Origin of the sequence: Fructilactobacillus florum 8D (assembly GCF_000512295.1) — a bacterium.
In the GTDB taxonomy this organism is placed as follows: Bacteria; Bacillota; Bacilli; order Lactobacillales; family Lactobacillaceae; genus Fructilactobacillus; species Fructilactobacillus florum.
Window position 1 is genome coordinate 1 of record NZ_ALXG01000027.1, and the last position, 15,481, is coordinate 15,481.

Consider the following 15,481-nt stretch of genomic DNA (forward strand, 5'->3'; position numbering starts at 1 on the left):
GGGTCGCAGGTTCGAATCCTGTCTTCCCGACTTAAATATTGCTTAAAACGATGACACTGCGTTCATCGTTTTTTGTGTTAGCTGGAGCTCGTTTGCTTGTTATTTAATTGAAGTCCCGCTATAATTAAAGTCAAAATTAGTCAGAGATGAGATGAGATGATGGCAAGTCACAGCATGTCGGACACAATTGAGGAGTATTTGAAACAATTGTTAGTGAATGCTGATGCCGAGCAGGTTGAAATTCGCAGGGCCGATTTGGCGTTACGCTTTGACGTAGTACCGTCCCAGATTAACTATGTCATTAAGACAAGGTTTACTATTCAAGATGGGTACTTAGTCCAAAGTAAACGTGGTGGCGGTGGTTATATTCGTATCGAGCGCATTAAACTGATGCAGGATGCGGATGTTTTTGATCAACTGATTGCTTCGATTGGCGATCAGCTGACTAACCGAGAGGCCACAGTCTTGTTACAAACCTTAGCTGAGCATGGGATTTTATCACAACGTGAGGTGACATTAATTGCTGCGCTACTTGCACCAACGGCACTTGCAGTCACCGACCGTTACACTGAAGTTCAAGTTCGTGCTCGAATCATGCGCTCGTTATTGATGCGCCTCAAGTACGAATGTTAATCGAAAGGAGTTCCTAAATGAACGATGCATTAACCCCGAGTGCAAAAGCAGTACTAGTTGCTGCTCAAGAAGAAACACGCCGGTTTAAGCAGCAACATGTTGGCAGTGAACAATTGCTATTAGCATTGGCACTCGTTAAGAACGGAATTGCTTATCAAACGCTCAAACAACTATCAATTACAGAACAAGATATTAAAGAAGAGATTGAACAACTGGTTGGCTATGGTGATCAAGAAGTTGAGGCCAGTGATTATCTGCCATATTCGCCGGCAATGCGAACGATTTTACAAACCGCTGGTCAAGTCGCTCAAGAGTACGGTAGTTCCAAAATAGCTCCAGAGCATCTGTTGCTGGCTGTAACTGCAAACGAAAAGACGGTAGCAGCTCGGATTTTCATCGCGTTAGGTCACCAACCAGCGGATGTTCGCAAAATTACGATTCGTAAAATGGGGGTTCCTGATCAGGGGATGACCGTTGAAAACAAATCAGCTGGTAGCAATCAACAAACGCCAACGCTCGATTCGTTAGCAAAGGATCTGACGGCCGCGGCGAGAAATAATCAGTTGGATCCAATTATCGGTCGAGACGCCGAAATTAAACGATCAATTCAAATTCTTAGTCGGCGAACGAAAAACAACCCGGTGCTGATTGGTGAGCCCGGGGTAGGGAAAACCGCGATTGCTGAAGGATTGGCACAAAAAATCGTGCAAAAGCAGGTACCCAAAGATCTGGCTGACAATCGGATTATGATGCTTGATATGGGTTCGCTAGTTGCTGGCACTAAATATCGTGGAGAGTTTGAAAATCGGCTCAAGAAAGTCATCAATGAGATTCAGACTGCCAAAAACGTAATTTTATTTATTGATGAGTTGCATACACTCATTGGGGCTGGTGGAGCAGAAGGAGCCATTGATGCTTCTAATATTTTAAAGCCGGCCTTAGCTCGTGGTGAACTGCAGTTGATTGGAGCTACCACGTTGGATGAGTACCAAAAACACATTGAAGCAGATGCTGCTTTAGAGCGACGTTTTGCTAAAGTGCAGGTCGAGGAGCCCAGTGTCGATCAAACTAAACGCATTTTAGCTGGGATTCGTCCTCGGTATGAAGAACATCACCACGTTCAGATTACTGATGAGGCCATCAATACGGCAGTTGATTTGTCGAAGCGCTACATTAGTGACCGCTATCTCCCCGACAAGGCGATTGATTTAATGGACGAGGCGGCTGCAAAAGTTCGCATTGATCAATTGGCGAAGGTTACTAAGTTGAGTAAGCAGGAAGCCAAACTATCTCAGGTACAAATGAAAAAAGATCAAGAGCTTGCTGACCAAAATTTTGCCGCAGCTGTCGAGTTACGCCAGCAAGAGCAGGTACTCACTACGAAAGTTACCCAATTACAGCAACAAGAGCAGCAACAACTAAAGCGGGAGAATCAACAGCATGAATACCAGTTGGTAGAAACTGGTGAGGATGTCGCACAAATTGTTTCTGAATGGACGGGGGTTCCAGTTACACACCTCACGAAGCGTGACAGTCAGCGTTTGGTTAATCTTGAGCAGGAACTTCATAAGCGAGTAGTTGGTCAGGATGAGGCGGTTTCATCCGTTGCTCGAGCAGTTCGTAGGGCGCGCAGCGGTTTAAAAGATCCTAATCGTCCGATTGGCTCCTTTCTATTTCTTGGTCCCACCGGAGTGGGTAAAACTGAATTAGCCAAAGATTTGGCTGAAACCATGTTTGGTTCTGAAGATGATGTCATTCGGGTTGATATGAGCGAATACATGGAAAAATATTCCACGAGTCGGCTCGTGGGTTCGGCTCCGGGCTACGTTGGTTTTGAAGAAGGCGGTCAACTGACTGAAAAAGTTCGCAAACATCCTTATTCAGTGATTTTGCTAGACGAAGTGGAAAAAGCTCATCCTGATGTGTTTAACATCATGCTGCAAGTGTTAGATGATGGCTTTTTAACTGACTCTAAGGGTCGGCGCGTTGATTTTCGCAACACGATTATTATTATGACTTCCAACCTTGGAGCTGCGGCGCTCCGCGATCAAAAGACCGTTGGTTTTGACGCAGATCATGCTCGTCGTGATGAAAAGGCGGTTCGCAAAGTCATTGATCAGCAGGTTAAGCAGTTCTTTAGACCAGAATTTTTGAATCGAATTGACGAAACGGTTATTTTTCATGCACTGACTAGTTCGGAACTCCATCGAATTGTAAAATTGATGTCACAGTCTCTGGTACAACGGGTTGCCGAACAAGGATTTCAATTAAAAATTACCCCAGCTGCTTTGGATGTTGTGGCAAAGAGTGGATATAACCCTGAGTATGGGGCACGTCCTCTGCGCCGGGCCATTCAAACGAAGCTAGAGGATCCGCTTAGTGAAGAATTATTACAACATCAACTACAACCGGGAACCAAGATTACGATTGGTGCCCGCAATAAGCGGATTACTATAACCACCAAACAACCTACCGCCGTTTCGGTGTAAAGTTCTTTCTTGACGAATGGTTAGCAGACTGATATTATTATTAATGTATAGATATTGAATTGAAATGGATCGTTTCGATCTCTTGTCCGGAACGGTGCGCATAGAAAGCCAAAAATAAGTTCGCTTATTTTTGGATTTTTTTTGCCTTAAAATCGCTTTTTTGACAAATTGTAATGAAAACGTAACATTTCTTTTCGTGGATTTTTAAGAGGAGGTACACAACTTGGCTGGAAACGTTGTTAAGTATGGAAAACACCGGACCAGGAGAAGTTACGCCCGCATTAAAAAGGTGTTGGATTTACCCAACCTGATTGAAGTGCAGACTGATTCTTACAATTGGTTTTTGGACGAAGGCTTACGGGAAATGTTCCAAGACATCATGCCGATTGATGACTTCCAAGGGAAATTATCATTGGATTTTGTTGACTATCAATTGTTAGAACCCAAGTATACAGTGGCTGAGGCACGCGCTCATGAAGTGAATTATGCTGCTCCGCTTCATGTGACGCTTAAACTGACTAACCACGAGACGGGTGAGATTAAGACCCAAGATGTGTTTTTTGGCGATTTGCCACTGATGACAGACCAGGGGACCTTCATTATTAATGGAGCAGAACGGGTAATTGTGTCTCAGTTAGTACGGTCGCCAGGGGCTTATTACCACCGAGAATTGGATAAGAATGGACGCGATATTTATAGTGCTACCGTAATTCCTAACCGCGGTGCTTGGATGGAATTCGCAACCGATGCTAAAAACATTTCGTACATTCGCATTGATCGAACCAGAAAGTTGCCCATTACCGAGTTAGTTCGCGCTCTTGGATTTGGTTCTGATGATGAGATTATCGCAATTCTTGGTAATACCAGCGATAGCCTTAGTCTAACCCTCGAAAAAGATGTCCACAAAGATACCAGTGATACCCGAGTTGAAGAAGCGTTAAAAGACATCTATGAGCGCTTGCGTCCAGGAGAACCTAAAACTGCGGACTCTTCAAGAAATCTGTTGACTACAAGATTCTTTGATCCTAAGCGTTATGATATGGCTCCAGTGGGACGTTATAAAACCAACCAAAAATTAAGCTTGAAGAATCGGTTGATGGGAACGACGCTTGCTGAAACCTTAGCCGATCCCGAAACTGGGGAAGTAATTGCTAATAAAGGGGACCTGGTTGATAAAACACTGATCAAACAATTATCCCCTTATCTAAAAGATCCAGCTTTTAAAGCCGTGACGTTTACTCCAGCTGCCGAAGCCGTAGTTACAGAACCAATGACGGTTCAGATTATCAAAGTTTACTCTGCCAATGATCCAGAAAAAGTGGTTCCAATCGTTGGTAATGACAACATCAGTCTAGACTACAAACATATCACCCCCGCTGATATGTTGGCAGAAATTAACTATTTCATGAATCTACAAGAAGGACTAGGAAATGTCGACGACATTGACCACTTGAGTAACCGGCGGGTGCGTTCAGTAGGGGAGCTTTTACAAAATCAATTTCGAATTGGGTTATCCCGGATGGAACGAGTTGTGCGTGAACGGATGTCAATTCAAGATCCAGCTACGGTAACCCCCCAACAACTAATTAATATTCGTCCAGTAGTGGCTTCGGTCAAAGAATTTTTTGGTTCATCACAACTTTCGCAGTTCATGGATCAAACTAATCCGTTGGGTGAATTAACCCACAAACGACGTCTCTCTGCGCTTGGACCTGGTGGAATTACCCGGGATCGAGCTGGCTATGAAGTTCGAGATGTTAACTACACCCACTATGGGCGAATTTGTCCGATTGAAACGCCAGAAGGTCCTAACATTGGACTGATCAACTCCTTCTCTGGCTATGCCCGCGTTAACAAATACGGCTTCATCGAATCACCATATCGCCGGGTAGATTGGCATACTCACAAGGTTACTGATAAGATCGATTACCTGACGGCCGGCGATGAGGATAAATACGTAATTGCGCAGGCCAATACCCCTCTTAACGATGATGGGACTTTCCGTGATGAGCAAGTCATGGCTCGTGATAAATCAGAATACGTTGAAGCAGACCGTGATAATGTCGATTATATGGATGTTTCACCAAAACAGGTGGTGTCGGTCGCCACAGCATGTATTCCCTTCCTAGAAAACGATGATTCGAACCGGGCCTTGATGGGATCAAACATGCAACGGCAAGCCGTTCCACTGATCAATCCACATGCACCGCTCGTCGGCACCGGGATGGAATACAAAACGGCGCATGACTCAGGGGTTGCAAAGATTGCTAAGTACGCTGGAACCGTTGAATATGTGGACGCGACGCAGGTTAAAATTCGGCGTGATAACGGTACCCAAGATACGTATGAGTTAACTAAATTCATGCGTTCTAACAACGGAATGAATTATAACCAGACTCCAATTGTAAAGACTGGTGATCATGTCGATGCTGATGAAATTATCGCTGATGGACCAGCTATGGAAAATGGAGAACTCGCCTTGGGTCAAAATCCAACGGTGGCTTTCATGACCTGGCAAGGGTATAACTTTGAAGATGCGATTGCTATCAGTGAAAAATTAGTTAAAGAGGATGCCTACACTTCGATTCATATTGAAGAATACGAATCAGAAACGCGGGATACTAAACTGGGACCTGAGGAAATGACCCGCGAGATCCCTAATGTCGGTGATGATGCCCTGAAAGATCTTGACGATGATGGAATCGTACGGATTGGAGCAGAGGTACACGATGGTGACATTCTCGTTGGGAAAGTTACTCCCAAGGGGGTAACCGAATTATCTTCAGAAGAACGGCTTTTACATGCGATCTTTGGGGAAAAATCGCGCGAAGTTCGCGACACTTCACTTCGAGTTCCGCATGGGGCAGACGGAGTAGTTCAGGACGTCAAAGTCTTTTCCAGAGAAAATGGGGATGAATTACAACCCGGTGTGAATAAAATGGTTCGCGTTTACATCGCCCAGAAACGGAAATTGCAGGTCGGCGATAAGATGGCTGGAAAGCACGGTAATAAGGGAACGGTTTCAATTGTGATTCCGGAAGAAGATATGCCGTACATGCCTGACGGCACCCCGGTCGATATCTTGTTAAGCCCCATGGGAGTTCCTTCTCGGATGAACATTGGTCAGGTGTTAGAAATGCACCTGGGGATGGCTGCCAAAAAACTGGGAATTCATGTTGCTACTCCTGTTTTTGATGGAGCTCGGAGTTCTGATGTTTGGGATGCGGTTAAAGAAGCCGGCATGGCTAAAGACGGGAAAACCGTTTTGTATGATGGTCGGACTGGTGAACCTTTCGACAAACCAGTTGCGGTCGGTGTAATGGGCTATCTAAAATTGAACCATATGTCAGAAGACAAGATTCATGCTCGTTCGATTGGACCTTACTCGTTGGTTACCCAGCAACCACTAGGTGGAAAAGCGCAATTTGGTGGACAACGATTTGGGGAAATGGAAGTTTGGGCACTGGAAGCCTATGGTGCCGCTCACACCCTCCAAGAAATTTTAACTTATAAGTCAGATGACGTGGTTGGTCGGGTTAGAACCTATGAAGCAATTGTCAAGGGCGATCCGATTCCAAAACCAGGCGTACCGGAATCATTCCGCGTGCTGGTTAAAGAACTGCAGGCCTTAGGACTTGATATGCAGGTGCTTGGCAATGACCATCGCTCAATTGATCTTCGTGATATGGACGAAGATGATGAGGTAGTTAATGTAAAGGCGCTTAGTAAGATGGCCGCCACGCAAGATGATTCGGCAGCTTCAAAACAAAAGGCTGGTCAAGCTGCTGATCCAGCTAACCACGATGATGCTGAATAACGATTACAAAGGAGGGATTGCCAATGGTCGACGTTAATAAATTTAAGACAATGCAGGTGGGGTTGGCCTCACCTGAAACGATTCGCAGTTGGTCATATGGTGAGGTTAAAAAACCGGAAACCATTAACTATCGGACGTTGAAACCGGAAAAAGACGGTTTGTTTGATGAACGAATCTTTGGACCCACCAAGGACTGGAAATGTGCCTGTGGTAAGTACAAGGGAATTCGTTATCGCGGAATTGTTTGTGATCGTTGTGGAGTTGAGGTAACGCGTGCTAAGGTTCGCCGTGAGCGCATGGGACACATCGAGTTAGCTGCCCCCGTTACGCACATCTGGTACTACAAGGGAATTCCTAGTCGAATGGGACTAGTTTTAGATATGAGTCCCCGAGCCTTAGAAGAAGTGATTTACTTTGCTTCTTATGTAGTGACTGATCCGGGAAACACCCCCATGGAAAAGAAACAGCTTTTGTCCGAGCAAGATTATCGGGATAAAAAGCGTGAATATGGGTCTCGGTTCCAGGCTAAGATTGGTGCAGAAGGAATTCGGGCACTGCTTGATGATGTCGATTTGGATAAAGAAGTTGCTGAATTAAAAGCAGAGCTAAAAAAGGCGACTGGACAGAAACGTACGCGAGCCATTCGAAGATTGGATATTTTAGAAGCGTTTCTAACTTCTGGTAACCGCTTGGGTTGGATGGTGATGGATGCAATTCCAGTAATGCCACCAGATTTGCGTCCGATGGTTCAACTGGAAGGAGGCCGCTTTGCCACTTCTGATTTGAATGATTTGTACCGGCGAGTGATTAACCGGAATAATCGATTGAAACGGCTACTTGATCTGCACGCACCTGGGATTATTGTTCAAAATGAAAAACGGATGCTGCAAGAAGCAGTTGATGCACTGATTGATAATGGTCGGCGTGGTCGTCCGGTTGCTGGGCCAGGAAATCGTCCTTTAAAATCACTTTCGCATTTATTGAAGGGAAAACAAGGACGTTTTCGTCAGAACTTGCTCGGGAAACGGGTTGATTACTCAGGACGTTCGGTTATTGACGTTGGTCCGTGGTTAAAATTAAGCCAAATGGGCTTGCCAGTATCAATGGCAATGGAATTATTTAAACCATTTATTATGCATGAACTAGTTGAACGTGGATTGGCCTCCAACGTCAAAAATGCTAAGCGAGAAATCGAGCGCAAAGACGATGTTGTCTTCGATGTCCTTCCCGATGTTATCAAAGAACATCCGGTACTTTTGAACCGAGCTCCTACGTTACACCGGTTGGGAATTCAGGCGTTTGAACCAGTCTTGGTTAGTGGAAAATCAATGCGGTTACATCCATTGGTGTGTGCGGCTTACAATGCCGACTTTGATGGTGACCAGATGGCGATTCACGTGCCACTGTCAGAAGAAGCTCAGGCAGAATCACGGATGCTGATGGCCGCTGCTGGACATATTTTGGCACCTAAAGATGGTAAGCCAGTGGTGGCTCCGTCACAAGATATGGTAATTGGAAATTACTACCTCACGATGGAAGAACCTGGTCGTGAAGGCGAGGGAATGATTTTCAATGATCCGGCCGAAGTTGAGGTAGCTTACCGTGATGGACTAGTTCACTGGCATAGTCGAATCGGGATTCCTGCAGCAGCGTACCCTGACAAGCCATTTACCGATGAACAACGGCAGCAGATTTTAGTAACTTCGGTCGGGAAAGTCTTGTTTAATGAGATTTTACCAAAAGACTTTATCTATCTAAATGAGCCGACCGATACTAACCTCCACGGCTATGTGCCGGATCAATACTTCTTACAGGCGGGCGAGAATATCCACGATCACATCAAGGATGCGCCGTTGATTAAGCCGTTCAAGAAGAGCTATCTGTCAGATATTATTGCCGAGGTTTATAACCAGTACAAGGTTACCGAAACTTCACAATTGCTTGACCGCATTAAGGACTTAGGAAATGATGAATCAACTAAGTCTGGATTAACGGTTGGAATGTCAGACATTACGAATTTGACCGAAAAGCCGGAGGTTGTTGCAAACGCCCACAAACAGGTTGCGATGATCACCAAGCAATTTCGGCGAGGCTTGATTACCGACCAAGAACGTTATGAGCGGGTTGTGAACGTTTGGAACGAAGCGCGAGACGACATTCAAGATATTTTGATGCAAAACTTTGATCCAGAAAATCCCATCTTTATGATGAGTGATTCAGGAGCACGGGGAAACATCTCAAACTTTACCCAGTTAGCCGGAATGCGTGGTTTAATGGCTTCTCCTGATGGTAAAATCATGGAATTGCCAATTACTTCGAACTTCCGAGAAGGAATGTCCGTGTTGGAAATGTTTATTTCAACCCACGGGGCGCGGAAGGGAATGACCGATACGGCCCTGAAAACGGCTAACTCAGGTTACTTGACAAGACGATTGGTTGACGTGGCTCAGGATGTGATTATTCGAGAAAAAGATTGTCACACCGACCGTGGTTTGATTGTACGTGCCATCAAAGAAGGCAACGAAATGATTGAACCGTTGTACGACCGAATTTTGGGTCGGAATGCGATGAAGACGGTGGTAAATCCTAAAACGGGAGCGGTAATTGCCACTAAAAATCAGATGCTTGATGACAAACTTGCCCAAGAAATTGTAGACGCCGGAGTTGAAAGTGTCGAAATTCGTTCGGCCTTCACGTGTAACACGGCTCACGGGGTTTGTGAGAAGTGTTATGGGCAAAACTTGGCTACTGGAGATGAGGTTGAGGTTGGCGAAGCAGTTGGAACTGTGGCTGCCCAGTCAATTGGAGAACCAGGAACGCAGCTAACTTTGCGGACTTTCCATACCGGAGGAGTTGCCAGCAATACTGATATCACCCAAGGACTTCCCCGAGTTCAAGAAATTTTTGAAGCTCGAAATCCCAAGGGTAAGTCAACGATTAGTGAAGTGACTGGGAAGGTTGACCTGGTGGAAGAAAACCCTGCTGAAGGGGTGAAAGAAGTTACCATCCAAGGGAAAGCCGATACAAGAAAGTACAAGGTGCCTTTGAATGCTCGGATGCGGGTAGCCGAAGGTGATGTGGTTCGCCGTGGTGATGCGCTTAATGAAGGTTCCATTGACCCGAAGGAACTGCTCAAAATTCGAGATACGTTATCAACAGAAACCTATCTGTTAACTGCGGTTCAAGAAGTTTATCGACGTCAGGGTGTGGAAGTGAACGATAAGCACGCTGAGATTATGGTTCGGCAAATGTTGCGTAAGGTCCGAGTTATGGATCCAGGTGATACCGATATCTTGCCGGGCACGCTGGTTGACATTGATGAATTTAAGACTCGGAATCACGATGCCGTTGTAACTGGCAAGGTTCCAGCGACTGCTCGTCCGGTCTTATTGGGAATTACCAAGGCAGCCCTTGAAACCAACAGTTTCTTGTCGGCAGCTTCCTTCCAAGAAACCACGCGAGTACTGACTGATGCCGCTATTCGTGGTAAGGTTGATCCGTTGATTGGATTGAAAGAAAATGTAATTATTGGTAAATTACTGCCAGCTGGGACCGGAGTTCATGAATATGAAGACATTGAACCCGATGAATTAAACCAACCTGCTGTAAACGGTCCTGCTAGTGATGCATCTTCGGTTACTAGTCCGGATCATGATAATTAGTAAAACCGATAGTTTCAATTGTTGCCAAGCTCGATAAAAAAGACCTCCAACGTTATTAGTTGGAGGTCTTTTTTTGATGGAATTTATCTCGATGGTTCATCATCAAGAAAGGTTACTGTTTGGTTGTCCAGTGATTTGATTCGGGCAAGTGATTGTAAGCGATAGTGTTGCTGGTGCAACCATTTTGCTCCTGGTTGGAAAGATTTTTCAATAACAATCCCGATACCTGAAACGGTTGCGTGGGCGGCAGCAATGATTTGTAAGAGACCTTTAACGGCTTCTCCATTGGCAAGAAAGTCATCAATGATCAACACGTGGTCTGTGGGAGCAAGAAACTGTTGCTCAATATAAATCGGCGTTTCGGTCTGTTTTGTGTAAGAAACAACGTTCGCTTGGTAAACATGATCGTGAACGGTTAGGGATTTGCTTTTACGGGCAAAGACGACTGGAACTTTCAGCGCCAAGCCAGTCATGACTGCTGGAGCAATTCCAGAAGCTTCAATCGTAACAACTTTAGTAATTGCTTCTGATTTAAAACGAGTGGCAAATTCAATCCCAATGGCCTGCATTAATTCAGGGTCAAGCTGATGATTCAAAAAAGAATTAACCTTTAAAATATTTCCTGGTAACACCGTTCCGTGGTCGAAAATGGCTTGTTCTAACTGCTTCATAAGGTCCTCCTCAAACCGTGGTAAATAGGATGATTGTTCTAATTGTACTCTGAAAACCAGAATAAATAAATCACCACTGTTCCCACTTATGTGGGAGGGTTCAATGATTATTTCACCATTACTAGGTTAGCTTGAGCAAGAGGGTTGCCAGATACAGACAGGGGAAAAACGGGATGCTGTGACAGCGTTCGTAAAGGGCGCAACTAATTCCGATCAGAGCAGCCCATAAAACGAGCCAGGACCATCGAAGCGGATCATAAGCAATAAACAAAATTAGTAAAAGGTCCAGATCCCCATTACCAATCCAAGGTTGGGAGTGTAACCAAGGCTGGATGCTTAGGTAGGAGATACTCAACAAGCAGTTTATTTGGAAGGAGTGCGGACTAAAACTGCAGGCGATTAAACCCAAGCAAATTAACCAGCCTACCGGTACTTGACGTACTTGCCAATCACAGCAGGCGGTAAGTAACAACAACATCCCAAATAAAAGCCAACGGATATTGCAAAGGGAGGTAGGCGGACAAGCCCACCACCATAACCCACTGCTGATTTCACAACTCAGTGACCACCAGCCAATTGGAACTTGGCAAGTTTTGCAACAACCGTGTAAGCATCCAAAGCTTAGAATGGGCAACAGTTCAAACCACTGTAATTGGCGGTGACAGTTCTTACAGCGCGACCGTTGCATAGTTAGGATGGCAGGCCACCGTTCGACGCTTGCTAGCATAAAGGAGCCGACACAGCTACCACAGATAAACCAGATTAAATTCATATAATTCAGCTCCTTGCCAATAAGTACGAAATCTTGGTTGACAATCATGAACCGCGATGCTATTCTAGAAATTGTGCTTATACAAGGTAAGCGATTTTTGTCCCTAAAAATGGTTCACCTGGATGTGTGGACTTACAACTATTTATGAAAGGAGGACTTTTTAGATGCCTACAATCAACCAATTAGTTCGAAAAGGTCGTAAATCTAGAAGTTCTAAATCAAAATCACCAGCACTTGGCTTTGGTTATAACAGTTACAAAAAAACTCATACCGCCAATCCTGCTCCTCAAAAACGTGGAGTTGCTACCCGTGTGGGTACGATGACTCCCAAGAAGCCTAACTCTGCTTTGCGGAAATACGCTCGTGTGCGCCTTTCTAATTTGTATGAAGTAACGGCTTACATTCCAGGAATTGGTCACAACTTGCAAGAGCATAGCGTGGTTTTAATTCGGGGTGGTCGTGTTAAGGATTTACCTGGGGTTCGTTATCACGTGATTCGTGGAGCGCTTGATACCGCCGGAGTTCAAGACCGACGTCAGGGCCGTTCAAAATACGGAACGAAACGACCAAAAGACAAGAAATAAGCGATTATTGAGGAGGACCTTTAGATGCCTAGAAAAGGAAAAGTGCAACAACGCGAAATCCTTCCTGATCCAATCTACAACTCCAAGTTGGTTTCCAAATTGATTAACCACTTGATGTTAGATGGAAAACGAGGAACTGCATCAGAAATCTTATATGGTGCATTTGATGAAATCAAAGATGAGACTGGTAATGATCCAGTAGAAGTTTTTGAAGAAGCAATGAAAAATGTTATGCCTGTCTTGGAAGTTAAGGCTCGTCGGGTTGGTGGGTCAAACTACCAGGTTCCGATCGAAGTTCGCCCAGCGCGACGCACAACTTTGGGACTCCGCTGGCTAGTTAACTACGCACGTTTACGTGGTGAACACACGATGACGCAGCGGTTAGCAAAAGAAATTATTGACGCTGCCAACAACACTGGGGCTGCCGTTAAGAAGCGAGAAGACACCCACAAAATGGCAGAAGCCAACCGAGCTTTTGCGCACTACCGCTGGTAAGCAGGCGGCTGCTTAGCGGGCTGAATGAGCGGCTAATCTATTAGCCGCTTTTTTTAGAACTAATTAATTAAAAAAAGGAGTTATGAAATGGCTAATAAGCGTCAATTTCCGCTAGAAAAAACACGGAATATCGGGATTGTTGCACATATCGATGCTGGTAAGACAACTACCACTGAACGAGTGCTTTACTATACCGGTAAAATTCACAAAATTGGTGAAACCCATGATGGGGCTTCCCAAATGGATTGGATGGAAGAAGAAAAAGAACGTGGAATCACGATCACATCGGCAGCAACCACGGCCGAATGGGATGGCTATCGTGTTAACATCATCGATACCCCTGGACACGTGGACTTTACCGCTGAAGTAGAGCGGTCTTTGCGAGTGCTTGATGGAGGCATCGTGGTGCTTGATGGACAAGCTGGAGTAGAACCACAAACTGAAACGGTGTGGCGTCAATCTTCTGACTTCAGCGTTCCTCGGATTGTTTTCATTAATAAAATGGACAAAATCGGTGCGAACTTTGATTACTCAGTTAAAACCATTCGTGAACGTTTGGGTGCTAATGCTGTGCCCGTTCAGATGCCAATTGGGGCTGAGAATGAGTTTGCTGGTGTAATTGACCTAATCAAAATGAAGGCCTACGTTTATGATGAGGATAAGGAAGGTGAAAACTGGGATACAGTTGACATTCCTGCCGATTTGCAAGAAAAAGCCCAACAACAACGTGACAACTTGGTAGAAGCAGTGGCCGACGTTGATGATGACGTTATGTCTAAATTTTTGGAAGGCGAAGAGATTAGCGAAGCTGACCTGAAAGCCGGGATTCGAAAAGCAACGCTGGACTTAAATATGTATCCAGTTTTCGCTGGTTCCGCCTTTAAAAATAAGGGAGTACAAATGATGATGGATGGAGTGGTTGATTACCTTCCATCACCATTGGATGTGCGTCCTTACATTGCTACTGACCCAGATACTGGTGAAGAAGTTGACGTGCAAGCTAACGATAAAGAACCTTTTGCCGCATTGGCCTTCAAAGTGGCTACTGATCCTTACGTTGGTCGGTTAACTTACATTCGGGTTTATCGGGGTTCTTTGGAATCAGGTTCTTACATTTTAAATGCTACGAAGGAAAAACGGGAACGAGTAGGTCGACTACTGCAAATGCACTCCAATAATCGGGAAGAAATTTCGGAAGTCTTTTCTGGAGATATTGCGGCTGCCATTGGTTTGAAGAACACGACCACGGGTGATTCTTTAACGGATCCAGACCATCCATTGCATCTTGAATCTATGGAATTCCCTGCTCCTGTGATTGAAGTAGCGGTAGAACCTAAAACCAAAGCTGATCAAAACAAGATGAATACGGCTTTGCAAAAGCTATCAGAAGAAGATCCAACTTTCCAAGCAAATACGAACCCAGAAACCGGGCAAACTATTATTGCTGGAATGGGTGAGTTGCATCTGAACATCATTATTGAACGAATGAAACGTGAATTTGGAGTGGATGCCTCCATCGGTGAACCACAGGTTGCTTATCGAGAAGCCTTTGGCAAACAGGTCCAAGCCGAAGGTAAGTTCATTCGCCAATCTGGTGGTAAAGGTCAGTATGGTGATGTTTGGATTGAGTTCACTCCAAATGAAGAAGGCGCTGGATTTGAGTTTGAAGATGCCATCGTTGGTGGAGTGGTTCCTCGTGAATTCATTCCTTCCGTTGAGCAAGGTTTGAAAGAATCAATGGAGAATGGAGTTTTAGCTGGTTTTCCACTGATTGATTTAAAAGCTAAACTTTATGATGGAAGCTATCACGAAGTCGATTCTAGTGAAGCAGCCTTCAAGATTGCCGCTTCGATTGCCTTACGAGAAGCTGCTAAAAAAGCAGATCCCAAAATTTTGGAGCCTATCATGAAAGTTGATATTCGAGTTCCAGAAGAATACATGGGTGATGTCATGGGTCAAGTGACTGCTCGTCGAGGTAATGTTGAGGGAATGGAAGCGCAAGATAATGCGCAAAATATCCATGCCATGGTACCGCTAGCAGAAATGTTTGGTTACGCAACCGATTTGCGGTCTGCTACGCAGGGACGAGGAACATTTGTAATGTCCTTTGACCACTACACTGCCGTGCCAAAGAGTATTCAAGAAGATATTATCAAGAAAAATGGTGGCGACGCCAACTAAACTGGTTTATAAAAACAGGAATCCATTGCAGCGATGGGTTCCTGTTTTTTGTTTGAATATAAAAATAATTAAAAGCACAGCTGGAGCGCACGTGGGAACTTCACGGTTTACTTTTTTGAAATTATTGTGTAAAACCCTTGAATCCGTGACGTTTTTCCAGTATGATGTAATAGTGTT

General features: G+C 44.8%; 9 protein-coding genes. 7 read left to right on the forward strand and 2 right to left on the reverse strand.

The annotated features are described in order from the left end of the window. Positions 1 to 159 precede the first annotated feature (159 nt). The 4 genes from B808_RS03000 to rpoC all read left to right on the forward strand — a co-directional run bounded on the left by B808_RS03000 (position 160) and on the right by rpoC (position 10,601). Positions 160 to 633 carry a CtsR family transcriptional regulator gene (locus tag B808_RS03000; RefSeq protein WP_035421880.1) on the forward strand — a complete coding sequence of 158 codons (474 nt, stop codon included), beginning with the start codon at positions 160 to 162 and terminating at the stop codon, positions 631 to 633. 17 nt (positions 634 to 650) lie between these two features. Continuing rightward, positions 651 to 3,122, forward strand: coding sequence for an ATP-dependent Clp protease ATP-binding subunit (locus B808_RS03005; RefSeq protein ID WP_035421882.1), 2,472 nt, complete (start codon positions 651 to 653; stop codon positions 3,120 to 3,122). A gap of 223 nt (positions 3,123 to 3,345) precedes the next feature. Then, positions 3,346 to 6,939: a DNA-directed RNA polymerase subunit beta gene (rpoB, locus tag B808_RS03010; protein WP_009166717.1), complete on the forward strand. Its 3,594-nt coding sequence runs from the start codon at positions 3,346 to 3,348 to the stop codon at positions 6,937 to 6,939. Positions 6,940 to 6,962: 23 nt separating this feature from the next. Next, a complete protein-coding gene (gene rpoC, locus B808_RS03015; protein ID WP_009166716.1) occupies positions 6,963 to 10,601 on the forward strand; it encodes a DNA-directed RNA polymerase subunit beta' in 3,639 nt (1,212 codons plus the stop codon). Between the two features lie 83 nt (positions 10,602 to 10,684). Here the strand turns inward: rpoC and B808_RS03020 are convergent, their stop codons facing one another. After that, positions 10,685 to 11,272 carry a xanthine phosphoribosyltransferase gene (locus tag B808_RS03020; protein ID WP_009166715.1) on the reverse strand — a complete coding sequence of 196 codons (588 nt, stop codon included), beginning with the start codon at positions 11,270 to 11,272 and terminating at the stop codon, positions 10,685 to 10,687. Between the two features lie 121 nt (positions 11,273 to 11,393). After that, positions 11,394 to 12,092 carry a prepilin peptidase gene (locus B808_RS06715; protein ID WP_081579349.1) on the reverse strand — a complete coding sequence of 233 codons (699 nt, stop codon included), beginning with the start codon at positions 12,090 to 12,092 and terminating at the stop codon, positions 11,394 to 11,396. A gap of 116 nt (positions 12,093 to 12,208) precedes the next feature. Between B808_RS06715 and rpsL the strand changes: the two genes are divergently transcribed. The 3 genes from rpsL to fusA all read left to right on the forward strand — a co-directional run bounded on the left by rpsL (position 12,209) and on the right by fusA (position 15,304). Next, the gene (rpsL, locus tag B808_RS03025; RefSeq protein ID WP_009166713.1) at positions 12,209 to 12,628 is read left to right on the forward strand and encodes a 30S ribosomal protein S12; all 420 of its coding nucleotides are present in this window, start codon (positions 12,209 to 12,211) and stop codon (positions 12,626 to 12,628) included. A gap of 24 nt (positions 12,629 to 12,652) precedes the next feature. Continuing rightward, positions 12,653 to 13,123: a 30S ribosomal protein S7 gene (gene rpsG, locus B808_RS03030; protein WP_009166712.1), complete on the forward strand. Its 471-nt coding sequence runs from the start codon at positions 12,653 to 12,655 to the stop codon at positions 13,121 to 13,123. Between the two features lie 87 nt (positions 13,124 to 13,210). Further along, positions 13,211 to 15,304: an elongation factor G gene (fusA, locus tag B808_RS03035; RefSeq protein ID WP_009166711.1), complete on the forward strand. Its 2,094-nt coding sequence runs from the start codon at positions 13,211 to 13,213 to the stop codon at positions 15,302 to 15,304. The last annotated feature ends 177 nt before the right edge of the window (positions 15,305 to 15,481 follow it).

Bases quoted from the DNA above. Each gene is read 5' to 3' on its own strand.
- B808_RS03000 (WP_035421880.1), top strand. From the start codon at position 160: ATGGCAAGTCACAGCATGTCGGACACAATTGAGGAGTATTTGAAACAA.
- B808_RS03005 (WP_035421882.1), top strand. From the start codon at position 651: ATGAACGATGCATTAACCCCGAGTGCAAAAGCAGTACTAGTTGCTGCT.
- rpoC (WP_009166716.1), top strand. From the start codon at position 6,963: ATGGTCGACGTTAATAAATTTAAGACAATGCAGGTGGGGTTGGCCTCA.
- B808_RS03020 (WP_009166715.1), bottom strand. From the start codon at position 11,272: ATGAAGCAGTTAGAACAAGCCATTTTCGACCACGGAACGGTGTTACCA.
- B808_RS06715 (WP_081579349.1), bottom strand. From the start codon at position 12,092: ATGATTGTCAACCAAGATTTCGTACTTATTGGCAAGGAGCTGAATTAT.
- rpsL (WP_009166713.1), top strand. From the start codon at position 12,209: ATGCCTACAATCAACCAATTAGTTCGAAAAGGTCGTAAATCTAGAAGT.
- rpsG (WP_009166712.1), top strand. From the start codon at position 12,653: ATGCCTAGAAAAGGAAAAGTGCAACAACGCGAAATCCTTCCTGATCCA.
- fusA (WP_009166711.1), top strand. From the start codon at position 13,211: ATGGCTAATAAGCGTCAATTTCCGCTAGAAAAAACACGGAATATCGGG.